The organism is Streptomyces sp. NPDC088746 (genome assembly GCF_044751065.1).
Taxonomy (GTDB): Bacteria; Actinomycetota; Actinomycetes; order Streptomycetales; family Streptomycetaceae; genus Streptomyces.
Window position 1 is genome coordinate 333,409 of record NZ_JBIVLA010000005.1, and the last position, 26,699, is coordinate 360,107.

The 26,699-nt window shown below is 71.1% G+C and carries 26 protein-coding genes; 11 read left to right on the forward strand and 15 right to left on the reverse strand.

Annotation, left to right across the window (positions count from 1 at the left end):
- Nucleotides 1-4 precede the first annotated feature (4 nt).
- Nucleotides 5-853: a formate dehydrogenase accessory sulfurtransferase FdhD gene (gene fdhD, locus ACIP63_RS23835; protein WP_401518941.1), complete on the forward strand. Its 849-nt coding sequence runs from the start codon at nt 5-7 to the stop codon at nt 851-853.
- Between the two features lie 77 nt (nt 854-930).
- Here fdhD and ACIP63_RS23840 read toward each other — a convergent pair whose 3' ends face one another.
- From ACIP63_RS23840 to ACIP63_RS23850, 3 genes are read right to left on the reverse strand one after another with little or no spacing between them, the layout of a single operon-like run.
- On the reverse strand, nt 931-1,410 hold the full coding sequence (locus ACIP63_RS23840) for an NUDIX hydrolase (RefSeq protein WP_401518942.1): 480 nt from the start codon (nt 1,408-1,410) through the stop codon (nt 931-933).
- Between the two features lie 29 nt (nt 1,411-1,439).
- Complete coding sequence (locus ACIP63_RS23845; protein ID WP_401518945.1) at nt 1,440-1,649, reverse strand: DUF397 domain-containing protein; 210 nt, start codon at nt 1,647-1,649, stop codon at nt 1,440-1,442.
- Nucleotides 1,631-2,473 (reverse strand): helix-turn-helix domain-containing protein, encoded by an 843-nt coding sequence (locus ACIP63_RS23850; RefSeq protein WP_401518947.1) that lies wholly within the window; start codon nt 2,471-2,473, stop codon nt 1,631-1,633. Before ACIP63_RS23850 ends, ACIP63_RS23845 begins: the two co-directional genes overlap by 19 nt.
- A 165-nt stretch (nt 2,474-2,638) precedes the next feature.
- On the opposite strand from ACIP63_RS23850, the gene ACIP63_RS23855 reads away from it, so the two are divergent.
- Both ACIP63_RS23855 and ACIP63_RS23860 read left to right on the forward strand, forming a co-directional pair.
- Nucleotides 2,639-2,908, forward strand: coding sequence for a hypothetical protein (locus ACIP63_RS23855; RefSeq protein WP_401518949.1), 270 nt, complete (start codon nt 2,639-2,641; stop codon nt 2,906-2,908).
- The gene (locus tag ACIP63_RS23860) at nt 2,898-3,164 is read left to right on the forward strand and encodes a hypothetical protein (protein ID WP_401518952.1); all 267 of its coding nucleotides are present in this window, start codon (nt 2,898-2,900) and stop codon (nt 3,162-3,164) included. The genes ACIP63_RS23855 and ACIP63_RS23860 overlap by 11 nt, the downstream gene beginning before the upstream one ends.
- A gap of 10 nt (nt 3,165-3,174) precedes the next feature.
- Here the strand turns inward: ACIP63_RS23860 and ACIP63_RS23865 are convergent, their stop codons facing one another.
- Nucleotides 3,175-3,438: a hypothetical protein gene (locus ACIP63_RS23865; protein ID WP_401518954.1), complete on the reverse strand. Its 264-nt coding sequence runs from the start codon at nt 3,436-3,438 to the stop codon at nt 3,175-3,177.
- Nucleotides 3,439-3,609: 171 nt separating this feature from the next.
- Entirely contained in the window at nt 3,610-4,644 is a 1,035-nt protein-coding gene (locus ACIP63_RS23870; protein WP_401518956.1) for a bile acid:sodium symporter family protein, read from the reverse strand.
- Nucleotides 4,645-4,759: 115 nt separating this feature from the next.
- Here ACIP63_RS23870 and ACIP63_RS23875 point away from each other — a divergent pair, with 115 nt between their 5' ends.
- From ACIP63_RS23875 to ACIP63_RS23890, 4 genes are all read left to right on the forward strand, one after another.
- Entirely contained in the window at nt 4,760-5,653 is an 894-nt protein-coding gene (locus ACIP63_RS23875) for a LysR substrate-binding domain-containing protein (RefSeq protein ID WP_401518959.1), read from the forward strand.
- Between the two features lie 228 nt (nt 5,654-5,881).
- Nucleotides 5,882-7,681 (forward strand): AMP-dependent synthetase/ligase, encoded by a 1,800-nt coding sequence (locus ACIP63_RS23880; protein ID WP_401518961.1) that lies wholly within the window; start codon nt 5,882-5,884, stop codon nt 7,679-7,681.
- A gap of 136 nt (nt 7,682-7,817) precedes the next feature.
- On the forward strand, nt 7,818-8,654 hold the full coding sequence (locus tag ACIP63_RS23885; RefSeq protein ID WP_401518964.1) for an aldo/keto reductase: 837 nt from the start codon (nt 7,818-7,820) through the stop codon (nt 8,652-8,654).
- 159 nt (nt 8,655-8,813) lie between these two features.
- Nucleotides 8,814-9,173 (forward strand): DUF6204 family protein, encoded by a 360-nt coding sequence (locus ACIP63_RS23890; RefSeq protein WP_401518967.1) that lies wholly within the window; start codon nt 8,814-8,816, stop codon nt 9,171-9,173.
- 61 nt (nt 9,174-9,234) lie between these two features.
- On the opposite strand, the gene ACIP63_RS23895 is transcribed toward ACIP63_RS23890, so the two are convergent.
- The 6 genes from ACIP63_RS23895 to ACIP63_RS23920 all read right to left on the reverse strand — a co-directional run bounded on the left by ACIP63_RS23895 (nt 9,235) and on the right by ACIP63_RS23920 (nt 18,854).
- Nucleotides 9,235-12,264 carry an alpha-mannosidase gene (locus ACIP63_RS23895; protein ID WP_401518970.1) on the reverse strand — a complete coding sequence of 1,010 codons (3,030 nt, stop codon included), beginning with the start codon at nt 12,262-12,264 and terminating at the stop codon, nt 9,235-9,237.
- A gap of 40 nt (nt 12,265-12,304) precedes the next feature.
- Nucleotides 12,305-14,362 (reverse strand): endo-beta-N-acetylglucosaminidase, encoded by a 2,058-nt coding sequence (locus tag ACIP63_RS23900; protein ID WP_401518972.1) that lies wholly within the window; start codon nt 14,360-14,362, stop codon nt 12,305-12,307.
- 64 nt (nt 14,363-14,426) lie between these two features.
- A complete protein-coding gene (locus ACIP63_RS23905; protein WP_401518975.1) occupies nt 14,427-15,680 on the reverse strand; it encodes a glycosyl hydrolase in 1,254 nt (417 codons plus the stop codon).
- A 43-nt stretch (nt 15,681-15,723) separates the two neighbouring features.
- Entirely contained in the window at nt 15,724-16,584 is an 861-nt protein-coding gene (locus ACIP63_RS23910) for a carbohydrate ABC transporter permease (protein WP_401518978.1), read from the reverse strand.
- Complete coding sequence (locus ACIP63_RS23915; RefSeq protein ID WP_401518980.1) at nt 16,581-17,561, reverse strand: carbohydrate ABC transporter permease; 981 nt, start codon at nt 17,559-17,561, stop codon at nt 16,581-16,583. The genes ACIP63_RS23910 and ACIP63_RS23915 overlap by 4 nt, the downstream gene beginning before the upstream one ends.
- 6 nt (nt 17,562-17,567) lie before the next feature.
- Nucleotides 17,568-18,854: an ABC transporter substrate-binding protein gene (locus ACIP63_RS23920; RefSeq protein ID WP_401518982.1), complete on the reverse strand. Its 1,287-nt coding sequence runs from the start codon at nt 18,852-18,854 to the stop codon at nt 17,568-17,570.
- Between the two features lie 408 nt (nt 18,855-19,262).
- On the opposite strand from ACIP63_RS23920, the gene ACIP63_RS23925 reads away from it, so the two are divergent.
- Both ACIP63_RS23925 and ACIP63_RS23930 read left to right on the forward strand, forming a co-directional pair.
- Nucleotides 19,263-20,312 carry a LacI family DNA-binding transcriptional regulator gene (locus ACIP63_RS23925; RefSeq protein ID WP_401518985.1) on the forward strand — a complete coding sequence of 350 codons (1,050 nt, stop codon included), beginning with the start codon at nt 19,263-19,265 and terminating at the stop codon, nt 20,310-20,312.
- Between the two features lie 137 nt (nt 20,313-20,449).
- On the forward strand, nt 20,450-20,788 hold the full coding sequence (locus ACIP63_RS23930) for a lysine transporter LysE (protein WP_401518987.1): 339 nt from the start codon (nt 20,450-20,452) through the stop codon (nt 20,786-20,788).
- Nucleotides 20,789-20,834: 46 nt separating this feature from the next.
- Here the strand turns inward: ACIP63_RS23930 and ACIP63_RS23935 are convergent, their stop codons facing one another.
- A complete protein-coding gene (locus tag ACIP63_RS23935) occupies nt 20,835-21,578 on the reverse strand; it encodes a class I SAM-dependent methyltransferase (protein WP_401518989.1) in 744 nt (247 codons plus the stop codon).
- 44 nt (nt 21,579-21,622) lie between these two features.
- On the opposite strand from ACIP63_RS23935, the gene ACIP63_RS23940 reads away from it, so the two are divergent.
- Nucleotides 21,623-21,889, forward strand: coding sequence for a hypothetical protein (locus ACIP63_RS23940; protein WP_401518992.1), 267 nt, complete (start codon nt 21,623-21,625; stop codon nt 21,887-21,889).
- A gap of 62 nt (nt 21,890-21,951) precedes the next feature.
- Nucleotides 21,952-22,914: a LysR substrate-binding domain-containing protein gene (locus ACIP63_RS23945; RefSeq protein WP_401518993.1), complete on the forward strand. Its 963-nt coding sequence runs from the start codon at nt 21,952-21,954 to the stop codon at nt 22,912-22,914.
- Between the two features lie 10 nt (nt 22,915-22,924).
- On the opposite strand, the gene ACIP63_RS23950 is transcribed toward ACIP63_RS23945, so the two are convergent.
- The 3 genes from ACIP63_RS23950 to secD form a co-directional block, all read right to left on the reverse strand.
- On the reverse strand, nt 22,925-23,230 hold the full coding sequence (locus ACIP63_RS23950; RefSeq protein ID WP_401518996.1) for a 4a-hydroxytetrahydrobiopterin dehydratase: 306 nt from the start codon (nt 23,228-23,230) through the stop codon (nt 22,925-22,927).
- Nucleotides 23,231-23,345: 115 nt separating this feature from the next.
- Nucleotides 23,346-24,089: a YoaK family protein gene (locus ACIP63_RS23955; RefSeq protein ID WP_401518998.1), complete on the reverse strand. Its 744-nt coding sequence runs from the start codon at nt 24,087-24,089 to the stop codon at nt 23,346-23,348.
- Between the two features lie 121 nt (nt 24,090-24,210).
- Entirely contained in the window at nt 24,211-26,541 is a 2,331-nt protein-coding gene (gene secD, locus ACIP63_RS23960) for a protein translocase subunit SecD (RefSeq protein WP_401519000.1), read from the reverse strand.
- Between the last annotated feature and the right edge of the window lie 158 nt (nt 26,542-26,699).

Here is a 26,699-nt window from a genome sequence, read left to right on the forward strand (position 1 = left end):
GGTTATGGGACGGGTCACCGAACGTCGCCGCACGATCCGCATCCGGGACGGGGCGGTCACGACCCGCCCCGACACCCTCGTGGCGGAGGAGCCCCTGGAGATCCGGCTGAACGGCAAGCCGCTCGCCATCACGATGCGCACCCCGGGCGACGATTTCGCGCTCGCGGCGGGCTTCCTGGTGAGCGAGGGCGTCATCGGTGCGGGCTCCGAGGTGCAGTCGATCGTGTACTGCGCGGGGGCGACGGCCGACGGGGTGAACACGTACAACGTGGTGGACGTGAAGCTGGCTCCCGGCGTCGTGGTCCCCGACATCACGCTGGAGCGCAACGTCTACACCACCTCGTCCTGCGGACTCTGCGGCAAGGCGAGCCTCGACGCCGTCCGCACCACGACCCGCCATCCCGTCGCCGACACTCCCCCGGTCCGGGTGACGCCCGCGCTGCTCACCGCCCTCCCCGACCGGCTGCGCGAGGCACAGCGGGTGTTCGACCGGACCGGGGGCCTGCACGCGGCGGCGCTGTTCTCCCCGGAGGGCGAGCTGCTGGACATCAGGGAGGACGTCGGCCGCCACAACGCGGTCGACAAGCTCGTGGGGCGCGCCCTCACCGACGACCGGCTGCCGCTCTCGCAGGCGATCCTGCTGGTGTCGGGGCGGGCCTCGTTCGAACTGGCGCAGAAGGCGGTGATGGCGGGGATCCCGATGCTGGCGGCGGTCTCGGCGCCGTCGTCGCTGGCCGTGGACCTCGCGGCCGAGAGCGGACTGACCCTCGTCGGCTTCCTGCGGGGGCAGTCCATGAACGTGTACGCGGGTGACCACCGCATCGCCCTCGAGGCGACGGTGGGCCAGGGCTGAACCGGCCCGCCCGCTGCACGGGGCAGGGGCCCGGCCGACGGGGAGCGCCCCCTGCGCCGGCCGGGCCCTCTCGTGCGTCACCAGCGGGCGACGAGCGTCTCTTCTCCGCCTCGGTTGCGGTACAGCCAGGTGGTCCCGGGCGTGACCTCCCCGCTCAGGTAGCCGACGATGGGCTCCCGCTGCGTTGCGCTGTCCAGCTCACCCAGCAGCTTCAGGGCGTCGGGCAGGGGGAAGAAGGCGGCCTGTTCGATGTCGTCGTCCTGCGGCGCGATGTCCCCCGACCACTCGTCGATCTCGAAGGCGGCGGCCACGGCAGAAGGATGACGCTCCGAGTCGATGTGCATGAGGAACGCGGTCCGCACCGGATCGCCCACGAGCAGCCCGGTCTCCTCCCGCAGCTCGCGCCGGAGGGCTTCGTGCATGAGCTCACCGTCCTCGACCCCGCCACCGGGCAACGACCAGAGGACCTCATTGGCGGCGCCGAGACTTTCGCGTACGAGCAGGATCTCGTTACCTCGGCGGATGATGCCGATGACCAGCTGCGCCCGGGGTTTCAAGGTCTTGGAATCCTGTGCCGGTGGGCGGTTCAGGCGTCCACTCCTCCGTCCTTCACTGCGGACACGAACGACGACCAGCCGTCCGCCGCGAAGGTGAGCGCGGGGCCGTGTGGGCACTTGCTGTCACGCACTGGGACGACAGCGGCGAAGTCGTCAGAGACCTCTACGCACGCGCCACCGTCCTGGTTGCTGTGGCTGCTCTTACGCCAGGTCGCGGCGCTCAGGTCGATGGATCGCACGGCAGTTCCTCCAACATGCGCAGAACGAATTTTTGCGACTCGGCGGGGGAAAGCGCCAGGTCACGCGTTGCATCGTACGCACGTTGCATGCGCTCCACCACGACGCTTTCCTCGTGGAGTTCCCCTCCGTACCCGTGCTCCGTGTACGCCACAGTACGGCTGTCCGGTAGTCGCAGGAACCAGACGTCGGTACTCGACAGCCCGTGCAACCCCGCGCTCTGGGGCAGCACTTGAAGCGTCAGATTCGGCCGCTCCGCCATCTCGGACAGATACTCGAGCTGGTTCCGCCACTCGTCAGCACTCCGCAGTGCCGTCCGGAGAGCCGCCTCCGACAGGATCGTCCGGAACGGAGGCGCCTCTTCCCCCTCCAGCAGGCTCCGCCGCCCCATCCGCGCCTCCACCTGCTGCGTCAACCGTTCCCCGCTGAAACCTCCGGACGCCAGCAACTCCCGTGCATACCCCGGTGTCTGCAAAAGCCCCGGCAGCACGCTCACCGCGAAGTGCCACAGGCTCGTCGCCTCCGCCTCCAGGGCCATGTACCGCCGGTACCGCTCCTTGAACTGCGTCTGGTCGCTGATCGCCAGCTCCCACATGGCCAGGAGCAGCCCCGGCGTGCCGTAGTACTGGTCGAGCGCCTCCACAACCTCCGGCCCGCCGACCGTCTCGCACTTCTCCATCTTTCCGAACAACGACCAGTCCCAGCCCAGCCGTTCGCCGAGCTGCCGCAGGCTGTCGCCGCGCTCGGTACGCAGGCGCCGTAGCTCTTCCGCAAACCGTGCGCGTGGTTCCCTGCTGCGGCCCGTGACCGCCCGCCTCGTCGGCATCTCGCCCTCCGTGGAACGTGACTCACCGCCGGGGAAGCACGCCCCGCCCTCGGTGTGTCACACCCCCGACCAGGTCATTCTCGTGATGAGCCCCTCACGCACCGTAGTCCGACGCATGAGGCCAGGCAGAGATTTCCGCGAAAGAACAACCGAAGGAAGACACCCATGACTCCGCCGTCGCAGAGGCCGCCCCTCCCCCGCAGGACAGCCAAGATCCAGGAGGTCGTCGACGCGCGCGACGCCCTCGCCGCCGCGCTGAGCAGCGCCGGCATCCAACTGCCCGCGATGGATGTGCGTAACCCGTGGCCGGAGACCGAGGACGGCGACACCGCGCGGCCGGCCCGTTACGCCCTCGTCCACCTCGGCGTCTGCTCCGCCCCCGTGGCGCACGCCCTCGCTGCGGTGATCAGGGACGGAGTGGCTGGTGGGCGATGACGGCGCTCTCCGCATCGGGGCGGCCGTGCACGACGACGAGAGCGGCCGGGTGGGCCTGGTGATGGGCCACGATGGCCCCCACCTCCAACTCCGCCCACTCGGCGGTGGCCGCGAGTGGGACGCCAACCCGGCCCACCTACGGCCGCTCGGCCCCGCCGAGCTGCTGAGCGCCCGCGTCGCCGAGGCCAACGCCCGCAGCCGCACCGGCCTCGGACTCGGCGACATACGAGGCTCCCCGCACACCGACCGGGCGTAGTACGACGGCTTTAACCGCCCGAAGTCCACCGGGTCACCGCGATCGCGCTGAGGATCAGCGGTGGCGCCACCCACCAGGCGCCCATGGCGCGCCGCACCGTGGGAGGAGCAACTGTAACGACCAGCGCGATGGCGCAGACCGCCCCGGCAAGGAAACACAGCAAGGTGATGGCGCCGTACGCGTCCTTGTCCCAGAGCCCCGACGGGCGGATCGCCCACGCCGAGTAGCAGAGACCGGCAGCAAGCAGATGGAGAATCCCAAGAGGTACAGCCATCACCCAGCGGAGGCACCCGTCATCCTCAGCCACGGGGCCCTCTCCCATGCGGTCAGACATCAGCGGACCGTCTCCAGCGCGTGGGAAGGCCGGTATTGCCCCCCTGCGGACCTAGACGCACAGGAGCCGCTCACCCGTTGCCGCCCATCGGACCCGCGCCTCACCGGAACGTCAGTTCAGCGCCTCCGCCGGAGCAGGATTGACCGGGGCCTGCTCCGGCAGCGGGTCACGGGAGCGGCGCTTGGCGATCACCGCGCAGACCATCAGCTGCATCTGGTGGAAGAGCATCAGCGGCAGCACCGCGAGGCTCGCGTGCGCGCCGAACAGGACGCTGGCCATCGGCAGGCCGGCCGCCAGGCTCTTCTTGGAGCCGGCGAACTGGATGGCGATCCGGTCCTCCCGCCCGAAGCCCAGCCGCTTCGCCCCGTACCAGCTCACCGCGAGCATGAGGGCCAGCAGCACGGCCTCGGCGCCGAGCAGCGCGCCGAGGCGGAGCGGGGTGACCTGGTGCCAGATTCCGGCCACCATGCCCTCGCTGAAGGCCGTGTAGACGACGAGCAGGATCGAGCCGCGGTCGACGTACCCCAGCACCTTGCGGTGACGGCTGATGAACCCTCCGACCCAGCGGCGCAGCAGCTGGCCCGCGAGGAAGGGCACCAGCAGCTGGAGGACGATCTTCACCAGCGAGTCCGCGGAGAACCCCCCGCCGCTGCCGCCGAGCAGCACGGCCGCGAGCAGCGGCGTGAGAAGGATCCCGGCGATGCTGGAGAAGGAGCCGGCGCAGATGGCGGCCGGCACGTTGCCGCAGGCGATCGAGGTGAAGGCGATCGACGACTGGATGGTCGAGGGCACCAGGCACAGGAAGAGGAAGCCGTCCTGGAGCTGGGGGGTCAGGACGTACGGCACCAGGCCGTGGCTGGCCAGCCCGAACAGCGGGAACACCACGAAGGTGCAGGCCAGGACGGTGAGGTGGAGCCGCCAGTGCTTCAGGCCGTCGAGCGCCTCGGCTGTCGAGAGCCGCGCTCCGTAGAGGAAGAAGAGCAGGGCCACCGCGCCGGTCGACGCGCCGCCCGCCACATCCGCGCCGGTCCCGGAGACGGGCAGCAGCGCCGCGAGTACCACCGTGCCGATCAGCGCCAGGATGTAGGGGTCGACCGGCAGCCAGGACGGCAGCGCGGGGATACGGCGGCTGGTGCGGCGGCTCATGTGCTCCGTGCTCTCTCGGTGGAATCGTGCCCTCCCCATCGTGCTCCTGAACCCCGCGATCGGGAATCCCGTACACCGCACTGACTGTCATCACGGTTCGCGATAGCCTCGGACCATGTACGACCCCGTCCAGCTCCGCACCTTTTTGGCCGTCGCCCAGACCCTGAGCTTCACGCAGGCCGCACGCCGGCTCGGCGTCCGGCAGTCCACGGTCAGTCAGCACGTCCGCCGGCTGGAGTCCGAGGCCGGCCGCCAGCTGTTCGACCGGGACACGCACCGGGTCGATCTCACCGAGGACGGCGAGGCCATGCTGGGCTTCGCGCGGACGATCCTTCAGGCCAACGAGCGGGCGGCGGCTTTCTTCACCGGCACGAGACTGCGCGGACGGCTGCGTTTCGGGGCCTCCGAGGACTTCGTCCTGACCCGTCTGCCGGAGATCCTGGAGTCGTTCCGGCGGGAGCACCCCGAGGTCGAGCTGGAGCTCACCGTGGAGCTGTCCGGTGCGCTGCACCGGCAGCTCGCGGCGGGCCGGCTCGACCTGGTGCTGGCCAAGCGGCGCGTCGGGGACACCCACGGGGAGCTGGTGTGGCAGGACACCCTGGCCTGGATCGGCGCCCCGCAGCTGCGGATCGATCCCGAGCGTCCCCTCCCGCTGATCGCCTTCCCGCCTCCAGGCATCACCAGAGCGCGCGCCCTGGAGGTGCTGGAGGAGCACGGCAGGTCCTGGCGCTTCGCGTGTACGAGTGCGAGCCTGAGCGCACTGGTGGCGGCGGCCCGTGCCGGTCTGGGGGTGATGGCACACACCCGGGGGCTCATCCCGCCGGGGCTCGTGCCGGTCCCGTCCCGGGCAGGTCTGCCGGAGCTCGGAGATGTGGACTTCGTGTTGCTGCACGGGCGCCGCAGGGACACCGCCCAGGAGGCGGCGGACGCCCTCGCGGCCGCGATCCTGGCGGGCGGCGACCGTCTCCACCGCGGTCCGGTCATGCCTTCACACGCGGAATCGGCGTAAGTGCCGCGTACAGATTCGGTGGAGATTCCCGCCCCAGCTACTTACTCCGTGGTCAGAACTCCGCCCGAGCCTTGCCTATCTGGCCCGATTTCTGCGGTCGGCATGGCCAGATGCCACGTTTTCCGGAGACTTCGGACCCTCCCGCAGCCTCTCACGGTGAGGTAGCGTCGCGGCGCCGTGCGGAGCGCCACAAGGAGCAGGTCATTGCGCGAGTTCACTGTCCCACCCATGGCCGCTGCCCCTCAAGTCGGCGGTCTTGCCGATACCGTCTTCGACTATGCGGAGGAGGACCCCCACCGGACGGCCCTCGGCCGCAAGGACGCGGAGGGCCGGTGGCACGACGTGTCGGCGGCCACCTTCCGCGACGAGGTGCTCGCTCTCGCCAAGGGGCTGATCGCGCACGGCGTCCGGTTCGGCGACCGGGTCGCCCTGATGTCGCGCACGCGCTACGAGTGGACCCTCTTCGACTTCGCGCTCTGGGCGGTGGGCGCCCAGTCCGTGCCGATCTATCCGACGTCGTCGGCCGAGCAGGTCCTGTGGATGCTGCACGACGCCGAGGTCGCGGCCGTCATGGTCGAGCACGAGGACCACGCGATGACGATCGGCTCGGTGATAGACCGGCTGCCGAACCTGCGCAGGCTCTGGCAGCTGGACGCCGGCGTGGTGACCGAGCTCAACGAGGCCGGTGCGCTGGTCGACGACGAGGTCGTCCACCGGCACCGCCGCGCGGTGACCCCCGACTCCGTGGCGACCGTGATCTACACCTCCGGCACGACGGGGCGCCCCAAAGGCTGTGTGATCACGCACTCGCACTTCATGTTCGAGGCCGACACCATGGTCGGCCGCTGGCATCCGGTGTTCCTCTCCAAGCCCGGCGAGGAGGCGGCGACGCTGCTCTTCCTGCCGCTCGCCCACGTCTTCGGCCGCATGGTGGAGATCGCGGCGCTGCGCGGCCGGGTGAAGCTGGCGCACCAGCCGGAGCTGTCCGCGAAGGCCCTGATGCCGGACCTGGTGGCCTTCCGGCCCACCTTCATCCTGGCGGTGCCGTACATCTTCGAGAAGGTCTTCAACGGCGCACGGCGCAAGGCGGAGGCGGAGGGCCGCGCGGGGGCGTTCGACAAGGCCGTGGACATCGCGGTGAAGTACGCCGAGGCGATGGAGGAGCGGGCCTTCGGGACCGGCCCCGGACCGTCCGCCGGGCTGCGGATGCAGCACCAGTTCTTCGACAAGGTGGTCTACCGCAAGGTCCGCGACGCGATGGGTGGCCGGGTGCGGCACGCCATGTCGGGCGGCTCCGGGATGGACCGGCAGCTCGGGCTGTTCTTCGCGGGCGCGGGCGTCACGGTCTACGAGGGCTACGGGCTGACCGAGACGACGGCCGCGGCCACGGCCAATCCGCCCGAGCGCACCCGCTACGGCACGGTGGGCCAGCCGATCCCCGGTTCCACGGTGCACATCGCCAGGGACGGCGAGGTGTGGGTGCACGGGGCCAACGTCTTCTCCGGCTACCTGGGTGACCCCAAGGCCACGGATGCCGTACTGCACGACGGGTGGCTGGCCACCGGCGACCTGGGCGCGCTCGACGAGGACGGTTATCTGACCATCACCGGGCGCAAGAAGGAGATCCTGGTGACCTCCGGGGGCAAGAGTGTGGCCCCGAGCGGCCTGGAGGAGCGGGTGCGCGCGCATCCGCTGGTGGCGCAGTGCATCGTCGTCGGTAACGACAGGCCCTACATCGCGGCCCTGGTCACCGTGGACCACGAGGCGGTGGAGCACTGGCTCGCTATGCAGGGCCGTACGCCGATGCGTCCCGCCGATCTGGTGCGCGACCCCGATCTGGAGATGGAGGTGCGCAGGGCCGTGGTGGCGGCGAACACGGCGGTGTCCCAGGCCGAGTCGATCCGCACCTTCCGCATACTGGCGCACCAGTTCACCGAGGAACACGGCCTGCTCACCCCGTCGCTCAAGCTGAAGCGCAAGGCGATCGAGACGGCGTACGCGGCCGAGGTCGACGCTCTCTACCGATGAGCCGGGGCCTTTCCTGACGGGGCGTCAGGTGTGCACTCCTTCTCCGGTTCACCGGATCGGGGCAGGTGGGAATGGTTAGGCTTTTCCGATCGTTCCCTCTGGGAGTACCCACCCACAACGTAAGGATCGACCGCTCGTGAGCCAGGTCCCCACCATCACCCTCAACAACGGCCTCGAGATGCCGCAGCTCGGCTTCGGTGTCTGGCAGGTGCCTGACGACGAAGCCACGACGGCCGTGGCCACGGCCCTGGAGGCCGGGTACCGGAGCATCGACACCGCCGCGGTCTACGGGAACGAGTCGGGCACCGGCAAGGGCCTCGCCACCTCGGGTGTGGCCCGCGAGGAGCTGTTCGTCACGACCAAGCTGTGGAACAGCGAGCAGGGCTACGACTCGACGCTGCGCGCGTTCGACGTGTCGCTGGACAAGCTGGGCCTCGACTACGTCGACCTCTACCTCATCCACTGGCCGACGCCGGCGAAGGACGCGTACGTCGACACGTACAAGGCCTTCGAGCGGATCCTCGCCGACGGCCGCGCGAAGGCCATCGGTGTGTCGAACTTCCTCCCGGAACATCTGGAGCGCCTGATGGGCGAGACCTCCGTCGTTCCCGCGGTCAACCAGATCGAGCTGCACCCGCAGCTCCAGCAGGCCGAGTCGCGCGCCGTCCACGCCGAGCACGGCATCGTCACCGAGGCCTGGTCGCCGCTGGGCTCGGGCAAGGGCCTCCTGGAGGTCCCGACGGTGGCCGCCGTCGCGCACAAGCACGGCCGGAGCCCCGCACAGGCGGTGCTCCGCTGGCACCTGCAGACCGGCCACGTGGTGATCCCCAAGTCCGTGACGCCGTCGCGGATCGCGGAGAACATCGACGTGTTCGACTTCGAGCTGGACGCCGACGACCTCGCCGCGTTCGCCGCGCTCGACGAGGGCAAGCGCATCGGATCCCACCCGGCCGAGATGAACGCCGGCGCCTGACCCCCGCCTCTCCCCGGCGCCCCCACCGCTGTACGTCCGGTGGGGGCGCCGGTGTGTGCCCTCGCGTCCGTGCCCGCGCCTCCGTGCCCGCACGTCCGGGAGTGCCGTGCGCGGGAAACGCGGTGGAACGGCGCCGGCCAGGCTGATAAAGGTCGCCGGATGAGTACTCGAACCTTCCGCATCACGGTCCGCGGCGTCTTCGACGGACTCAGCCCCGACCAGCGGGCCGAGCTCCTGACCCGTGCCCCGGAGCATGACGTCCTGCGCGCGGCCTTCACCCCTGAGGGCCACCTGAGCTACGACCTGGCGGCCCGCTCGGCCTTCACCTTCCGATTCCAGGACTCGGGCGATGCGGAAGAGGACATCCTGGAGGCGACCGAACGTGCCGAGAACGCGGCAAGGACGTGGCTGTCGGAACGCGGCTACGGCTTCAAGAACCTCAGGAGCAGCGCCGAGGACCTCTCCCAGGCGCCCCTCGGCAAGCGGCAGCGCCGCGCCGCGGCCGGGAAGGACGCCTGAGCCTCCAGCCTCAGGCTCCGGAGCGGCGTGGGGGCCGGACGCCGGCCCCCACGCGATCGGTTCAGCGGCGGGCCAGCCTCAGCGTCACCAGCTCGAACGGGCGCAGTGACAGGCTCACACCCTCCTCGGTGAGTACGGGCGCCGGCACGTCGTCCAGCGGCCGCTCCAGCAGGTCGGTGACCGCGACGCCTGCCGCGTCGAACCCGGTGGCGAGGCGGACCCGGGCCCGGCCCCCGGTGGACTCGTAGAGACGGACGACGAGGTCACCGCTCGCGTCGTCGGCCAGCTTGACCGCGCTGACCACCACGGCGTCGTTGTCGACGGTCACCAGCGGGGCGACTTCACGCTCTCCGGTGACGCGGCGTTCGGGCAGATTGATGCGGAAGCCTTCACGCACCGCGTCGCCGATCGCCGCGCCAGGCGCGAGGGCGTGCCGGAAGCGGTGCACGCCCTGGTCGGTCTCCGGGTCGGGGAACCGGGGAGCGCGCAGCAGCGAGACGCGCACCGTGGTGGTGGTGCCCGCGTCGGACGCGCGCACCGTGCGGGTCACATCGTGCCCGTACGTCGAGTCGTTGACGAGTGCCACGCCCCAGCCCGGCTCCTCCACATGGACGAACCGGTGGTTGCACGCCTCGAACTTGGCCGCCTCCCAACTGGTGTTGGTGTGGGTGGCCCGGTAGAAGTGCCCGAACTGGGTCTCGGAGGCGTAGCGCTCGGCGTGCACGTCCAGCGGGAAAGAGGCCTTGAGGAACTTCTCCGTCTCGTGCCAGTCGACCTCGGTGTCGATGTCGAGGCGCTTGGCACCGGAGGTGAGGGTCAGCAGCTGGGTGACCTTCGAGGTGCCGAAGCTCCGCACGATCCGGACACCGACCATGCCTTCGCCCTCGACCGGGGTGAGTTCGTCGAGGTCCGTGAGGTCGGTGACGGTGTTCCGGTAGAACGCGTCGACGTCCCAGGCGTCCCACATGTTCGGGAAGTCGGGGTGGATCTGGAGGAGGTTGGCCGCCTGCCCCGGTGCGACTGTCTCGCGCTCGGCACCGATGTCGTACGCGGAGACGACCAGGCCCCTCGCGTCGATCTCGACCTGGAGGAGTCCGTTGTCGAGCACGAAGCCGCCGTCCTCGCGCGGGGCCAGCTGCCCCTCGCTGCCGGGGTGCGCGGTACCGGCCGCGCCCGCCTCCACCCCGGCACGGGTGTGCGGGGCGGAGTTGAAGACGAGTTCGCGCCCTGCGGAGGGATCGCCCGCCAGTGCGCGCTGGGCGGCGTCCACGATGCCGTTCAGCTCCTCGGCGACGGCCGCGTAGGTCCTCTCCGCCTCGCGGTGCACCCACGCGATCGACGATCCCGGCAGGATGTCGTGGAACTGGTGGAGCAGCACCGTCTTCCAGATCCGGTCCAGCTGCTCGTACGGGTAGGCGAATCCGGCCTGGACGGCGGCGGTCGCGGCCCACAGCTCGGCCTCCCGCAGCAGGTGTTCGCTCCGGCGGTTGCCCTGCTTGGTCTTGGCCTGGCTGGTGAGTGTGGCGCGGTGGAGCTCCAGGTACAGCTCACCGACCCACACCGGCGCGTCCGGGTATTCGGCCTCGGCCTTGGCGAAGAAGTCGGCGGGTGTCTCCCACTCGACGGTGGCCGAGCCCTCCAGGCTCCGCATCCGGCCGGCCTTGGCGATCATCTCGCGGGTCGTACCGCCGCCGCCGTCGCCCCAGCCGGTGGGAGCCAGCGAGTGACGGGCGACCCCCTTGTCCTTGAAGTTGCCCGCCGCGTGGGCGATCTCGCTGCCCTTCATGGAGCAGTTGTACGTGTCGACCGGCGGGAAGTGGGTGAAGACCCGCGTGCCGTCGATTCCTTCCCAACGGAAGGTGTGGTGCGGGAACTTGTTGGTCTGGCTCCACGAGATCTTCTGGGTGAGCAGCCACTTGGAACCAGCGGCCTTGATGATCTGCGGCAGTCCGGCGGCGAAGCCGAACGTGTCGGGCAGCCAGGCCTCGTCGTTCTCGATGCCGAACTCGTCGAGGAAGAAGCGCTTGCCGTGCACGAACTGACGGGCCATCGCCTCGGAGCCGGGCATGTTGGTGTCGGACTCGACCCACATGCCGCCGGAGGGTACGAACCTGCCGTCCGCGACGGCCTTCTTGACCTTGGCGTAGACCTCGGGCCGGTGTTCCTTGATCCAGGCGAACTGCTGCGCCTGGGACATCGCGAAGACGAAGTCCGGTTCGTCCTCCAGCAGGGCGGTCATGTTGGACGTCGTCCGGGCCACCTTGCGGACGGTCTCGCGCAGCGGCCACAGCCAGGCGGAGTCGATGTGGGCGTGCCCCACCGCGCTGATGCGGTGCGCGGACGGCTGAGCGGGGGTGGCGAGCACCTCGGCCAGCTCCGCGCGGGCGGCCGCCGCGGTGGCGTTGACGTCCTGGAGGTCGACCGCGTCGAGTGCCCGGCCGACGGCGCGCAGGATGTCCCAGCGGCGGGCTCCCTCGACGGGCAGCTCCGCCATCAGCTCCCCGAGCACCTCCAGGTCCTGGACGAGGTTCCACACGTGCTCGTCGAAGACGGCGAGGTCCATCCGGGCGAGGGTGTACTGGAGCTCGCTGCCGGCGGTCTCCTTGTCACCCAGCTGCGTGGGCAGGAAGGGGTGGTAGTCCAGGATGACGGGGTTGGAGGCGGCCTCGACGTGCAGCAGGACCTCTTCGCCGCCCTCGACGGGAGCCCCCACACGCACCCACTGGTTACGCGGGTTGAGGCCCTTCACCGGGGTGCCGTCGGGCCGGTACACCAGGCCCTCGCACTGGAAGCCAGGCATGTTCTCGTCGAAGCCCAGGTCGAGGAGCGCCTCGACGGTGCGGCCCGCCCAGTGCGCGGGGACCGTACCGGAGACGCGGAACCAGCAGGTGCTCCACGGGGCACCCCACCGGTCGCCGACCGCGATGGGCTCGACGGGACCGGCCAGGCCCTCGGCGACGGGGACGGGCTCGCCCGGGGCGTTCCAGACGGCGACGTCCAGTGGTACGGACTCCGGGTACACGGCGGGGCGGATGCGTTCGTCCAGAACACGCTTCAGACGGGCTTCCACCAGGCTGCGGTCGTCGTGCATGAGGGTGACTCCGTTGTGATGTGGGTGCGGGTGGGGCGGATTACCAGCGGTGCGCGGCGACTGCGGCGCCGGAGAGGCCGTAGAGCTCGTCGACGGCCCGGACCTGGAAGCGCGCGGACCTCTCGCCCGCCTCCCTGCGGATGCCGGACAGGAAGAAGGCGGTCTGGCAGGTGCCTCCGAGGAAGCGCGGGGTGCCGTCGGGGAGGATCCGGTGCACTTCGTAGTGACGTACCGGGCCCGGTGCTCGGTGCCAGCGCAGGCGCAGCTCCGAGCCGTCGTCGGCGGCGTCGGTGATGCGCAGTGCGGTCGGCGCGTGCGGCTTCCCGACGGTGTCGCGTACGGCCAGCGCACCGAGCCGCCACCGCACCGCGCCCGTTCCCGCGCCCGTGAGCCGGACGCCCAGTGCGTGGGCGGTGCCGCCGAGGGAGCCCAGCCGCAGCGTCGCGGTGGTCCAGCCGGCCGCGCCGGGCCTCAGCTCTCCGGCCGGCACATAGGTGTAGGCGAACGGGTCGCCCGCGCGGTCCGGTTCGTGGGGGGCGACGGCCAGTTCCACGGTGACCGGACCGGAGTCCGGATCGATGCGGTGGGTGAGTTCGACGACCGTACGCCGGGAGAGCGACAGCCGGGTCCCGAACAGTTCGACGGTGGCCGGGGCCCGCAGGTCACCGTCGACCAGGAGACTGCTCCCGCCACGCCAGGCGTCGGCGAAGTCGAAGGCGACGGCGGGCCTGCTTCCCTCGGTGCGGACGACCCAGCGGCGCGCCGGGAGCCGGTCCTGGAGTCCCAGGTGGTTCCACGCGGTGTCCGAGACCGGCCGCCCGTTCTCGTACCACCGCAGACCGTGCCCGGTGTTGAAGGTGGTGGCGAACGGAAGCCGGTCGACCGTCGAGCGGTCGGCGAGCACCGCCGCCGGGGCGCGCCACTCCTCCTTGGGGCCGGGCCTGGCGGGGTCGAGCGAGCTGCCGGTCCAGAACCGCTGGTCGGCGGCGTGGAACTGGCCGGGCGTGCGGTCCTCGGGAAGGTGGTTCAGCGTCCATTCGGGGCGGTAGAAGCCGTACGACACGGTGTGCGGGCGGTCGGTGGGGACGATCGCGTCCCAGTCGACGGCCTTGTTCCACCCGGTGGACTCGACGTCCACCCCTGCCCACAGGTCGTAGCGGCTGCGGCCGATGGCGTCGGCCCGCTCACCGGACGCGGTGAGGGTGTCCGGGGTCCAGCGGAAGTCGACGAACATCGAGTCCGCCTGCTGGAACAGCGCGGTGTTCTCCTCGTTGAGGGCGCCCTGCCAGCCGACCTGGCCGCCGACCGTCATGGCGTCGTACCAGGTGGTGCGGAGCCCGGCGGCCTCCCCGCGTTCCCGCAGGTCGGTGACGAACGCCAGCATGTCGGCCCCGAGTCCGGCGTCCCCGCCCTCGGTCTCGGCGTTGAGGAACCAGCCGTCGAAGCCGTACACGGTGGCGACCTCCACCAGCTTCGCGGCCAGGGGGAAGCGTCCCGCGGCGTCGCGCTGCACGAGGTCGCGGGTCCAGCGGAGGTCACCGCCGTGGTGGACCGGGGGGAGGAATACGGTGCCGAGTACGGGCACGCCGTTGCGGTGGGCGGCGTCCACGACGGGCGCGTTGGGCGCGAGGATCAGCCCCTCGCCGGCCGAGCCGCCCCAGAAGACGAGTTCGTCGAGGTAGGCCCACTGGCTCAGCGCGTAGTGGTCCGCGGTGGCCGAACCCTGGGACGGGTTGCCCGCGGTGTGCCCGAAGGCGACCAGCGAGGTGTTGCGTGCCTGACCGGTCCGGGCGGTGGTGTTGACCGGAACGGGGGTGAAGCGTTCGGCGAGCGGGACGGTCGCGGTGTTGAACGCGAGGTCCCGGTCGTCCTCGGCGCGCCAGCTCTTCAGGCTGCGCCAGGTGACACCGTCCCCGGGGGTGCCGGTGGGCAGCGAGTCGGGGAACCAGTACGAGGCGTAGGGCTGGAGCTCTCCGCGGGTGGCTGCCGCCGCCGTTCCGGAAAGGGCGGGGGCGAGGAGAGCGGCCGCCGTACCGGCACCCGCGAGGACGACGGTGCGCCGGCTGGGGGCGGCGGGGCGTGGGTGAGGCGGGGTCATGGTCTGCTCCGTATCGTGCGAGGTGCGATTCCGGTGCCGGGCGGGGCGGTGCGGCGTCAGCGGGTCACAGGACCTGGCCGGGGCTGACGACCTCGGTGATACCGCGGCCGGCCAGGTGGTGCGGGTCCTCCGCACGGCTCGCGAGCACCGTGGTGGGGCGGGCGCCGTCCGCGGTGAGCCGGGCGAACGCCTCGAAGACCGCGCCGCCCGGCGCGCACACCGACCGGCGGGGCGCCGTTTCGTCGTCCCCGGTGTCGACGACGAGCGCGGTGGTCCGGGGCGCGGGGCGGTGGGCGGCCGCGCGCTGCTCCTCGATCATCTTGGCGATGGCCCGCCCGGCCGGCTTGACCTGCCGGTCGTTGGTCAGCAGCCCGAGCCCGTATTCCAGTTCGGGGAAGTCGGCCAGGGAGCGTGAGACGTCGTGGGAGCACCACCAGGTGACGCCCCAGACGTCCTCGCAGTCCAGGGCGTTGGCGACGGTCGCCTCCGTGAACGAGGCGGCGTGGCCGGCGGGGATCAGGGGCGCGGGGGCGCCCACCTCCTGGAGCCACACCGGCCGGCGGGGGTCGTGCGCCCACGCCTTGGAGAGTTCGATCAGGTACGCCGCGTGGTGCTCAGTCGCCGTGCCGTCACGTCCGTGGCGCTGGGCGGTGCCGTTGAAGACCCAGGAGTGGACGGCGGTGACCGCACCGAGCCGGGCCGCGTGCGCCGGGGTGAAGGCGTGGTCGTCCTGGTACCAGGACGCGTCGTACTCCGCGTGCAGATGGAGCTTCCCGGGGGCGCCTTCCTCGCACGCGTCGAGCAGGGTCCGCAACCAGTCGGCGGCCTGGGCGGGTGTGATGGGGTCGGGGTCGGGGTGCGGGCTTCCGGAGAACTGGTTGATCTCGTTGCCCAGGGTCATGCCGATGAAGTTGGGCCGGTCGGCGAGGGCCCCGGCGAGGGTCCGCAGGTATGCGGCCTGGCCGGCCACGACGTCCGGGTCGGTGAACAGGTTGCGGCGGTGCCAGGTCTGTGTCCAGGCGGGCAGGAAGTCGAAGCTCGACAGGTGCCCCTGCAACCCGTCCACGTTGACGTCGAGGCCGCGTTCGGCCGCGGCGTCGGCCAGGGAGACGAGCTGCTCGACGGCGCGCGGGCGGATCAGCGTGCGGTTGGGCTGGAAGAGCGGCCAGAGCGGGAAGACGCGGATGTGGTCGAGGCCGAGACCGGCGATCGAGTCCAGGTCGGCGCGCACGGCGTCGAGGTCGAAGTCCAGCCAGTGATGGAACCAGCCCTGGCTGGGCGTGTAGTTGGCGCCGAAACGCGGCACGGTGGAGCTCATGGGAAGGGGTGATCCTGGTTCTGTGGTGGGGGGCGGTGGACGGTCAGCCCTTGACGGCGCCTTCGCCGACTCCCCGGAAGAAGAAGCGCTGCAGACAGGCGAAGAGCGCGATGAGCGGGGCCACGGCGATGATCGTGCCCGCCGCGACGAGCCGTTCGTCGTTGGCGAACGTGCCGTGCAGGTAGTTCAGTCCGATGGTCAGGGTGAAGTTCTCCGGGTCGCTGAGCACGATCAGCGGCCACAGGAAGTCGTCCCAGGCGCCCATGAAGGCGAAGATCGCGACGACGGCGAGGGTGCCCTTGACCGAGGGCAGGGCGATCCGCAGGAAGCGCTGCCAGACGTTGGCTCCGTCGACGTACGCGGCCTCCTCCACCTCCTGCGGGAGGTTCAGGAAGGCGTTGCGCATCAGCAGGACGTTCATCGCTCCGATGGAGCCCGGCAGGAGCACCCCGAGCAGGGTGTTGTTCAGGCCGAGATCACGCATGGTGGTGAACTGGGCGATGATGATGCCCTCCACGGGGACCAGCATGGCGAGGATGAACGCCAGGGTCGCGGCCCGGCGCCCCCGGTAGCGCAGCCTGGCCAGCGCGTAGCCGGCCAGGGCGGCGCCCACGCAGTTGGTCACCACGTTGGCGGAGGCGACCTTCAGGGAGTTCAGCGCGTACTCCCAGACCGGGATGGTGTCGGCGACCCGGGTGTAGTTGTCCAGCGTCGGGTCGCTGGGGAAGAACTTCGGCGGGGAACTGAAGATGTCCTCGCCCGGCCCCTTGAGCGAGGTCGAGAGCTGCCACAGGAACGGCCCGACGGTCAGGGCCAGCACGAGGAGCAGCAGGACGTAGCGCAGGACGAGCTGCCAGACCGGGATGCGGCGGCCCTCGGCGTCGGTGGTCCTCAGGATGCTCACGTGTCCTCCTTGCGGTCGGCGCGGAGCACCAGCAGCATCAGCCCGACGGTGACGACGAAGATGACGACGGAGATCGCGGAGGCGTAACCGACGCGTCCGGTCAGGCCGGTGCCGACCCGCTGGACCAGCATCACCAGCGTGGTGTCCTCGCCGGCCGGGCCGCCCGAGGGTCCGGCCATCAGGTAGACCTCGGAGAAGACCTTGAAGGCCGAGACCGAGGCGAGCGCCGCGACCAGCACCATGGTCGAGCGGACGGCGGGAACGGTGACGGTGAAGAAGCGGCGTACCGCTCCGGCGCCGTCCACGGCCGCGGCCTCGTGCAGCTCCCGTGGCACGTTCGCCAGGGCCGCGAGGTAGATGATCATGTAGTAGCCGAGGCCCTTCCAGACCGTGACCGTCATCGCGCTCAGCAGGAGCAGCCACTGGTCGCTGAGGAAGCCGACCTTGCCGATGCCGACCGCCTCCAGCAGGGAGTTGATCAGCCCGCGGTCGTCGAGCATCCACACCCAGATCAGCCCGACGACCACGATGGACGCCACGACGGGGGTGTAGAAGGCGGAGCGGAAGAACGAGATGCCCGGGATGTGCCGCTGGACGAGCATCGCGAGCAGCAGCGGGAGGATCACGAGCGCGGGCACGACGCCGAGGACGTAGAGCGTGCTGTTGCGGAGGCCGATCCAGAACATCTCGTCGTGCAACAGCTCCTGGAAGTTGTCCAGGCCGACGAATGTGCCGGGCACCAGCGTCCGGCGGTCGGTGAAGGCGTTGACCAGGGTGCTGAAGAACGGGTACAGGCTGAAGGCGCCGACGACCAGCAGTCCGGGTGCCGCGAACAGCCAGGGGCTCAGCGGGAGATGGCGGCTGATCCGGCGGACCGGCCGGCCGCCGCCGGGGGCCGCCCCCGGGGCCGTACGAGGCCCGGGGACGCCGCCGGCCGTCGCGCGCGTGGTGGCGGAGGGGGTGACAGGGGTCTTCATCAGGTCTCAGCTCTGCTGCAGGAGCCGGTCACAGGCCTTGACAGCGTTGTCAAGAGCTTGCTCGGGGCTCTGCTTCCCCTGGAGCGCCTTGGCGATCTGGTTGCGGAGCTCGGTCTTCATCTGCTCGCTGAACAGCACCGGCGTGTAATTGACGGCCGTCTTCAACGACTTGGCCGCGGCTATCCGGACGCGGGTCTCGTCCGTGCCGTCCTCCTCGGTGAAGTAGGGATCGTCGAGGGATCCCGCGGTGCTCGGGAAGATGGCGACCTGCTTCGCGAACCGCATCTGCCGGGTCGCGTCGGTGACGTAGTGGGCGAAGGCCACGGAGGCGGGCTTCTGCTGGGTCTGCGCGTTCACCATGAGCCCCATGACGTACATGTTGGCCTTGCCGGTGTTGCTGACCTGGTCGGTGATGCCGATGTTCTTGTAGAGCCCAGGGGCCTGCTTCTTGAAGTTGGCCAGGTCCAGCGCGCTGCCGGGGTTCATCGCCACGGACTCGGTGAGGAACTTGTGCCCCGAGGACTCGGGTGTCGCGGTCAGCGCCTGCGGGTCGAGCGCCTTCGCGTCGTACAACTGCTTGTACTTCGTGAGGAGTTCGACGCCCTTGGCATCGTTGAAGGTGAAGCCGGTGCCTTCGTCGTTCATCAGCCCGCCGCCGTAGCGGCCGAAGTCCTCGATGGTGGGCACGTTCGCGAGGGCCGCGACCTTCCCGTCACTCGCCTCGGCCAGCTTCAGCCCGGCGGAGAAGACCTCGTCGTAGGTGGACGGCGGCTTCGCCGCGTCGAGCCCGGCCTTCTCCAGCAGCCGCTTGTTGTAGAACATCGGCCCGGTGTTGAGATACCAGGGGAAGGCGAACGTGCCTTCCGTACCCGGGACCTGGTGACTGGCCCACGCCTCCGGCAGGTACTCCTCGCGGTACTTCGACGCCGCTTTGTCGAGGTCGAGGGCGATTCCCGCCTCGGCCAAGGGCGCCACCAGGTCGGGCGAGACGTTCACGACGTCCGGCAGGGTGCCGCCGGCGGCGTCGGCGCTGATCTTGTCCGCGTAACCCTCGCCCGGACGGTCGACCCACTTGACCTCGGTGCCGGGATACTTCTTCTCGAAGTCGGCGATCACACCGTTGAAGTAGTCCTTGAAGTTCGCCTGCAGGTTCCAGGTCTGGAAGGTGATCTTCCCTTCGACCTTGCCCGACGCGTCGGTGGAGCCCGCTCCGGAGCCGCCCCCGCAGGCGCTCAACGGCAGGACTGTGGCGAGTACGACGGCAGCGGCGGCTGCTCTGCGGGAGATGCGCACGGTGAACGGCTCCTTTGCTCGGACCAGGCATGCGAAGGCAAGCGGATGGGTGAACCCGTCGGCCGCCTTCGCTCGGCTGAGACTGCAAGGCACCTGAGGGAAAGTCAATACATTCATCGAAAACTGAACGAATTTTTCGGGATACATGCAGGTCAGACGACCATGGAGCCCCAGTGCCCGTTGCGCACTAAAGCGCATTAGACTCCCGCAACTCAAGCGCATTAGTTGTCCGTCGGCTTCCCTCGACCCAGCCCTCGGCAAGGCTTACACTGCCCCGGGGCCGGGCGAAGACGCCGACCTCACTTGGGGACCACGGGGAACGCGGGAAAGAGGCACCGGGTGATACCGAAGGGGCCGTCGGCCGAGGACATCTCACCGGCCAGACGCACACCGGCACGCCGGCCGACCATGAAGGACATCGCGCAGCGCGCCGGCGTGTCGGAGAGCGCCGTCTCGTTCGCGCTCAACGGCCGTCCGGGTGTCTCGGAGATCACCCGGGACCGGATCCGGCGCGTAGCCGAACAGCTGGGCTGGCGGCCGAGTACAGCCGCGCGGGCACTGTCCGGGGAGGGGTCGGCCACCGTGGGTCTGGTCGTGGCACGTCCGGCGGCCAACCTGGGCGTGGACTCGTTCTTCCTGCAGCTGATCTCCGGAATCCAGGAGGTGCTCGCCGAGCGCCAACTCGGCCTGCTCTTCCAGGTGGTGGAGGACGTCGCCGCCGAGTGTGCGGTCTACAGGCGCTGGTGGGCCGAGCACCGGGTCGACGGCGTGCTGATGGTCGACCCGCGTACGGACGATCCGCGTGCGGACCTGCTGGACGAACTGGGCCTGCGCGCCGTCGTCATCGGCACGCTGCCCGGCGGTGACACGGGTCCGCACCCGGGGCTCTCACAGATCCGCGCGGACGACGCGGGCGCCATGGCGGCGGTCGTCGGCCGTCTGCACGAGCTGGGGCACCGCCGCATCGTGCACATCGCGGGACTGTCCAGCCTCGCCCACACCGACCGGCGCATCGAGTCCCTGCGGATCGAGGCCGACCGGCGCGGCCTGGCCGAGGCGCACTCGGTGACCACGGACTACTCCGACATCGAGGGAGCGGCGGTCACCAGGAAGGTGCTGGAGCAGCCGGTGCCGCCGACGGCCCTGATCTACGACAACGATGTGATGGCCGCGGCGGGTTCCGCTGTCGCCACGGGCCTCGGCCTCGCGGTCCCCGACGACGTCTCGGTGGTGTCGTGGGAGGACTCGGCACTCTGCCGGCTGACCGCACCATGGCTGACGGCGCTCTCCCGGGACCCGGTCGCGTTCGGCCGGCTCGCGGCAAGGGAGTTGACCGTACTGCTCGACGGCGGCCCGGCCCGCACCGTACAGGTCCCGCTTCCCCGGCTGATCGAGCGCGGCAGCACGGCGTCGGCGCGGGACGGCGGGGGCGGGGCGGGAGCGGGGCCGGCAGGATGACCGGAAGGTCCTGCCTCCACGGCCGGCGGCGCTCACCGCACCGGAAGGTGTTCCCGGGCAACCGTTCCGGCCGTTCACGGGTCCTCCACCCCGGGCCCCATGCAGGGCCTCCTCGCCCGTGAGGACGGAGGAGCGCCGTGAGGATCCGCAGAGCGGCGAAGAGCGTCGGCGAGTTCCTGGCGGAGACGATCGGGGAAGCCGTCGCCGAGGCGATCCTCGGCCTGCTGGCCTGCGCCCTGCTCGCCGGACTGGTTCTGATCGCCTACCTGAGCTGGTCCTTCAGCCCACCACTGACCGTCGCGGGTGCCGGACTGCTCGGCCTGTTCCTCGCCCACGGCGCCTGGGGAACCTTTCGCGATCCGGTGAAGGGCCGCCGCCGACGAGGCTGGACCGCCGTGGCCGCAGCCGGTTTCACTCCGGTCGCGGCGACGGCGGCGTTCCTGCTGCTCCACGCCGAAGGCTGCGGCTGCCTGTGAAGCCGCCGTCCAGGCACCGGCGACGGCGGTCCGGGCCGGCTACTCGTCAGCCGCGCGCCCGGAACGCCAGCAGCCGGTAGTCGGGGTCGGCCCGCGGACGGTCCGGGTCGGGCAGCGCGGTGAGTTCGGCCGCGAGCCGGGTGGCCGCCGTTCCGGGCAGCGCACGTCGCGAAGCGTAGTCGCCCCGCAGCACCGCTCGCGCGGTGCTCGTGGGCGAGCGCCCCTGCCCGTGTCCCGTGAAGCCGGCCTCGCCCGCCGGCTCCAGGCCGCAGGACCGCGCGTGACCGGTGACCAGGTCCGCCGCGTCGGCCGGTTGCGAGCTGCGGTAGGGGGCGAGCACCGCGTCGATGTCGCTGCCCACGTCGTGCCCGGCGTCCTTGTCGACCGTGGCGACGAACACCCCGCCGGGCCGCAGCACCCGGGCCGCCTCGGCCACCACCTCGCGGACGGGACCGTCACCGCGCAGCAGGTGCAGCAGCCACACGGCGCTGACCGCGTCGACCGAGGCGGTGCGCAGGGGCAGTTGCCGTACGTCGGCGAGTGCGACCGCCCCGATCCGCTGCCGGGCCAGCAGCGCCATCCCGTACGAGGCGTCCACGCCGAACACCCGGAGCGCCGGGCGACTCTGGGAGATCCACCGGGTGACCAGCCCCGTCCCGCAGCCGATGTCCAGCAGCGTACGGACGGACGGTGGCAGCAGTCCGAGGACGGCCCCCGCGGCGGCCCCGGCCCGGGGCTCCCCACCACGGGTCCTGTCGTATCGGGCGGCTTCCGTGTCGTAATCCAGCACGACGCCACCCTAAGGGGGCCCTCTACTCGGCGGAGCTTGGCGAGGTGGTCTCCAGCGCGCCCGCCCTGCTCACCGAACTGCCTCCCGAAGCCACGCTCCGCGCGTGGATGGACCGGTACGCGGCGTTCCTCCAGGTCAAGCGGGGCATGTCGGCCGCACTGCGCACGGGCCGGGCGTCGGGCAGCATCGCCACGCCCGCGGCGCGGGAACGGATCACGGCGGCCGTCGCGGAGAGCCTCGACCTGGTCGTCGACGCGCTCCGGCACTCCGAGGGCCGGAACGGCTTACGGAGCCGGGCCATCGCCTCGTGACTACGGACCTGGAGCACGCTCCACGTATTGCCGGTGGATGCCCGCGGCCATAACGTGCGTCCATGGAGCTGGAGTTACGTCATCTGCGCACCGTACGGGCGATAGCCGACACCGGCAGCCTCACCAAGGCCGCGGCGGCTCTCGGGCTCGCGCAGCCCGCGCTCAGCGCGCAGTTGCGGCGGATCGAGAAGGCGCTCGGCGGACCGCTCTTCGACCGCGACCACACGGGCGCGCGGCCCACCCTGCTCGGCGAACTGGTGCTGGAACGCGCGCGGGTGGTGCTGCCCGCGGTGAGCGGACTCCAGGAGGAGGCGGTGCGGTTCGCCAACGCCTCGGCCACCGTGGAGCGCTTCCGGCTCGGCGGCACGCACGGCCCGCTGCTCGGCGGCCTGGTCGACCGGCTCGCCGCCGCGCACCCGGCGGCGCCCGTGTCCACGTACACCTCGTGGTCGGTGGCGGAGATCGCCTCGCTGCTGATCGACGGCAGGCTGGACTTCGCCCTGATCGGCGCCTGCGGGGAGAGCCCTCCGCCGATGGCGGACCGACTGGTCTGGCAGGTCATCGGCGTCGATCCGGTGTTCGTCATGCTTCCGGAGAGCCACCCGCTGGCGGACCGGCAGGAGCTCGAACTCTCGGCGCTGGCGGACGAATGCTGGGCCGACGTGCCCGGCGACGGATGCTTCGCCGACTGCTTCACCGCCGCGTGCGCGCGGGCCGGCTTCACCCCGGCGTCGGTGTACGAGACGGACACCGCGTCCGTGGTCCATCTGGTCCAGGTGGGCCGGGCCATCGGGCTGTGCCGCGCCACGTTCCCGCCGACCCCGGGCCTGGTGACCCGGCCCCTCGCGGGTTCGCCGCTGAGCTGGCGTCATCTGCTGGGCCGGCACCCGCGGTCGCCCGCCGCGAGCGCCGCGGCCGCCGCGGTGGGCGGGCACACGCGTGCGGCGTACGCGCAGGCCGTGCGGCGCAGCGACAGTTACGCGAACTGGCTGGCCGCCCACCCCCGCTTCGGCCCCGCTCCGTGACGAGACCTGCCTACTCCGCGCCGTGCCCGGCGGCGACCGCCTCCACCCGGGCGGCCAGCGCGAGGTCCTTGCGTGTGACGGCGCCCCCCGCGTCATGGGTGTGCACGGCGAGCGCCACCGTGTTGTATCCGAGCGTCAGGTCCGAGTGGTGGTTCAGCTCGTCCTGGATCTGGGCGACGTGGACGGTCAGCCCGGCGGCGGCGAAGTGGGAGGGAAGCCGGTAGGTACGGGTGATCCGGTCCCCCTCCAGCTGCCAGCCGGGCAACTCGCGCAGGCCGGCCTCGATGTCGTCTGCGGACAGTGGTTCAGCGGGCATTCGGCGGCTCCTGGGCGTACGGGTGCGGTCGACGGTACCTGTGACGTTACGGTCCGGGCGCGCCGGCTGTCGCGCCTGACACGGGGCGGGGCTCCGCTGCCGGCCGTGGTCCCCTTCACCCTCCGTCGCGCGGGCGTGTCCAGGGCGCGTCGCTCCGGGCCAGCAGAGTCGCCGCCGTGCTCAGGGCGGCCAAGAGGGCCACGGCGAGGACCAGCGGCAGCGACGGGTGCCCGTTCAGCAGGAGCAGAGCACCGAGGAACGCGCCGGCCAGCAGGGCGGCGGCGGACAGGAGCCGGCGCCCCGCCCGGCTGCCGGGCCCCTTGGCAAACCGGCTGTCGGCCACGGCGCCGGTGAGGGTGCGGGTCAGCACGGTGGTGGTGAGGTCGGGTACGGCGAGCGCCCGGACCGCGGCGTTCTGCACGCCGAGGCCGAGGGCGAGCAGGACGATGAGGGTGAAACGGACTCCCCCGGTGTACGGCCGGCCCGACACCAGCGTGACCGTCATCGCGGCGGTGACGAAGACGGTCTCGACGAGGAGCGCGTGCCGCAACTGCCGGCCCCGGTGCGCCCTCGCCCGGTGGACGGTGACGCCGCCGGCCAGTGCCCCGGCCCCGAACGACACGAGAGCCACGATCGAGGCGAGCGTCGAGAAGCCCGCCGCGCCTGCGAGGGCGAAGCCCATGAAGACGACGTTGCCCGTCATGTTGGCGACGAAGACATGCCCGAGGAGCAGATAGCTGAACGCGTCGACCAGCCCGGTGAGCACGGTCAGGACGAGCAACACCGGCGGCAGCGGACCGTGCGGGCCTCGCATGTCGGGTACGAGCGTGTCCCGGGCCTCACGCAGCACGAGGGGCATGAGGGGCACACTCCGATCACTCGACGTGGTCAGGATTGTGCCCCGGCCCGGCGCTCACCCCCCTGCGTACGCGCCGGGCGGGACGGCATGCGCCCCGCCCGGCCCGCCATGACGGGAGGTCCTAGACGCGTGCCCCGTTGTCGGCGGGGTCCCGGCGTGGCTTGCCCGTCGTCTTCCCGGCCGTCTTCCCGCGCCCAGGTGTTCGTTTGCGGGCGGGCGGTGGGGCCTTGCTGCTCCTCTCCAGGAGGAGCGCTCCGGGGACGGCGGTCATCACCGAGGAGTACGTCCCCACGCAGATGCCGATGAGAAGGGCGAGCGCGAAGTCCGCCAGCGAGTCACCGCCCAGCACCGCGAGGGCGGCCAGGATGAACAGGGCGCCCGTCCCCGTGTTGACGGTGCGTGGGACGGTCTGCAGGACGGCACGGTTGGCCACGTCGGCAACGGGGGTGCGCCGGTTCCTGGCCCAGAGCTCCCGTACCCGGTCGAACACCACCACGGAGTCGTTGACGGAGTAACCGATGACGGTGAGCAGGGCGGCCAGGAAGATCCCGTCGACGGGACGGCCGAGCCAGGCGAAGGCTCCGACCAGGACGACGACGTCGTGGACCAGGGCCCCGACCGACGCCACGGCGAACGTCCAGCGGAAACGGGCCGCGAGGTAGGCGAGTTGTACGAGCACGGCCACGCCCAGGGCGATCAGGGCGTTGCGCCGCAGTTCGTCCCCCAGGCTGGGGCCGATCAGCTCGTCGCGCACCTTCGTGGTCTCGCCGCCCTCCCCGGCGAGCGCGGTCCGCAGGGCGTGCTCCCCGTCGTTGTCCAGTTTCCCGGTGCGCACGGAGAGGTCGTGCTCCCCCGCCGTGGTGACCTCGGCGTCGGCGAATCCCGCGGCGGCGATCGTGTCGCGGGCGGTCTCGACGTCGACGGGCCGGCTGGTGGAGTACTCCACCAGCCGTCCGCCGGTGAATTCGACCCCCAGATCGACTCCGCGCACGAGGATGCCGGTCACGGCGACGAGGACGAGCGCGGCGGACATCATCAGCCAGCGGCGTGGAGCCCTGAACAGCTGGGGGTCGCGGGCGTTCAGCCAGGCGCGTACACGGCCGGGCCGTGCGATGCCGTTGACGCCCGCGTAGTCACCGACGAACCGGGATCCGGCCGCGATCTCGGTGAGCGCCCGGGCGATGACGAGCGCGGAGAACATGGAGACCAGGACACCGATGGCGAGGGTGACTCCGAAGCCCTTGACCGGTCCCGAGCCGAGGAGGAAGAGGAGGCCGGCGGCGATCAACGTGGTGACGTTGGAGTCGGCGACGGCGCTCCAGGCGTTACGGAATCCGGAGCTCAGCGCGGAGCGCAGCGAACCGTTCCGCCGCTCCGCGTACTCCTCCCGTGCCCGTTCGAAGACGAGGACGTTGGCATCGACCGCCATTCCGATGGCGAGGACGAAGCCGGCGAGTCCCGGCAGGGTCAGGGTGACGCCGAGGACCACGAGCGCCGCGTACGAGATCACTCCGTAGGCGGCGAGGGCGAGCGCGGCGAGCGCACCGAACAGCCGGTACACGAAGGTGATGAAGAGCGCCGTCGCCGCGGCGCCGATGAGGGCGGCCTGCGCGCTGGCGTCGACGGCCGCGGCCCCGAGGGTCGGGCCGACGGTCCGCTGCTCGACGATCTCCACGGGAACGGGGAGTGCGCCGCCCTTGATGAGCAGGGCGAGGTCGCGTGCCTCGCCGGCGCTGAAGGAGCCGGTGATCTGGGTGGACCCGGAGGGCAGTCCCACCTTGCAGCCGACCGACGGGTCGACCTGCGGCGAGGAGATGACCTTCCCGTCGAGGACGATCGCGACGCGGCGCCGTTCGTCCTGGGCCGGGTTGCACGCGGCTTCCCCGGTGAGACCGGTCCATTTCCTGCCCGCGTCCTTGTGGAAGTCGAGCGAGACGCTCCAGCCCGTGCCCTGCTGGGCGTCGAAGTCCGCGGTGGCGTCCTCGACTCCGGCGCCGGAGAGCTGCGCGGGGCCGAGATCGAGGAGTCCGCCCTGTTCGTCGGGGAGTGTCGGCCCGTCCCCGGCCGCGTCGGCCTCCGCGTCCTTCTGCTCCTGGGTCCCGGGGCCCTGGACGGCGTGGAAGCTGAGCTGGGCGGTTCTGCCGATGACCTCGGAGGCCTGGCGCGGGTCCTGGACGTCGGGCAGTTCGACGATGATCCTGTCCTCGCCCGAGCGGGTCAGAACCGGTTCGGCGACGCCGAGTGAGTCGATGCGCTGCCGCAGTACCTCCAGGGTGCGATCGGTGCTCTCCCGGTCCGCCTTCGCGGTGCCGGAGTCCTTGGCCTGCAGCACCATGCGGGTGCCGCCCTGGAGGTCGAGGCCGAGTCTGGGTGACATGGTCAGCGTGATGAACACGGAGACGAGCAGAACGGCGGCAGCCAGAACCGCTCGCACCGTGGTGGCGCGAGTCATGGGAGTCCCCTTGAGTGGGCGTCGTCCGCCCTGGCCTCAGAGGGGAGGGCGCGGCGACGGGTCTGTGGAACAGGACCGGCGGAGGGCCGGCTGACCGGCCGTCACCCCTGGAGGACCCCGCACACCGGGAAGCGCCGCCCCCGCTCTTACGACGATGA

What these genes read in the sequence shown, in the direction of transcription:
- fdhD (WP_401518941.1), top strand. Translation starts at nt 5, where the DNA reads ATGGGACGGGTCACCGAACGTCGCCGCACGATCCGCATCCGGGACGGG.
- ACIP63_RS23850 (WP_401518947.1), bottom strand. Translation starts at nt 2,473, where the DNA reads ATGCCGACGAGGCGGGCGGTCACGGGCCGCAGCAGGGAACCACGCGCA.
- ACIP63_RS23855 (WP_401518949.1), top strand. Translation starts at nt 2,639, where the DNA reads ATGACTCCGCCGTCGCAGAGGCCGCCCCTCCCCCGCAGGACAGCCAAG.
- ACIP63_RS23865 (WP_401518954.1), bottom strand. Translation starts at nt 3,438, where the DNA reads ATGGCTGTACCTCTTGGGATTCTCCATCTGCTTGCTGCCGGTCTCTGC.
- ACIP63_RS23870 (WP_401518956.1), bottom strand. Translation starts at nt 4,644, where the DNA reads ATGAGCCGCCGCACCAGCCGCCGTATCCCCGCGCTGCCGTCCTGGCTG.
- ACIP63_RS23875 (WP_401518959.1), top strand. Translation starts at nt 4,760, where the DNA reads ATGTACGACCCCGTCCAGCTCCGCACCTTTTTGGCCGTCGCCCAGACC.
- ACIP63_RS23880 (WP_401518961.1), top strand. Translation starts at nt 5,882, where the DNA reads ATGGCCGCTGCCCCTCAAGTCGGCGGTCTTGCCGATACCGTCTTCGAC.
- ACIP63_RS23890 (WP_401518967.1), top strand. Translation starts at nt 8,814, where the DNA reads ATGAGTACTCGAACCTTCCGCATCACGGTCCGCGGCGTCTTCGACGGA.
- ACIP63_RS23895 (WP_401518970.1), bottom strand. Translation starts at nt 12,264, where the DNA reads ATGCACGACGACCGCAGCCTGGTGGAAGCCCGTCTGAAGCGTGTTCTG.
- ACIP63_RS23900 (WP_401518972.1), bottom strand. Translation starts at nt 14,362, where the DNA reads ATGACCCCGCCTCACCCACGCCCCGCCGCCCCCAGCCGGCGCACCGTC.
- ACIP63_RS23905 (WP_401518975.1), bottom strand. Translation starts at nt 15,680, where the DNA reads ATGAGCTCCACCGTGCCGCGTTTCGGCGCCAACTACACGCCCAGCCAG.
- ACIP63_RS23915 (WP_401518980.1), bottom strand. Translation starts at nt 17,561, where the DNA reads ATGAAGACCCCTGTCACCCCCTCCGCCACCACGCGCGCGACGGCCGGC.
- ACIP63_RS23925 (WP_401518985.1), top strand. Translation starts at nt 19,263, where the DNA reads ATGAAGGACATCGCGCAGCGCGCCGGCGTGTCGGAGAGCGCCGTCTCG.
- ACIP63_RS23945 (WP_401518993.1), top strand. Translation starts at nt 21,952, where the DNA reads ATGGAGCTGGAGTTACGTCATCTGCGCACCGTACGGGCGATAGCCGAC.
- ACIP63_RS23950 (WP_401518996.1), bottom strand. Translation starts at nt 23,230, where the DNA reads ATGCCCGCTGAACCACTGTCCGCAGACGACATCGAGGCCGGCCTGCGC.
- ACIP63_RS23955 (WP_401518998.1), bottom strand. Translation starts at nt 24,089, where the DNA reads ATGCCCCTCGTGCTGCGTGAGGCCCGGGACACGCTCGTACCCGACATG.
- secD (WP_401519000.1), bottom strand. Translation starts at nt 26,541, where the DNA reads ATGACTCGCGCCACCACGGTGCGAGCGGTTCTGGCTGCCGCCGTTCTG.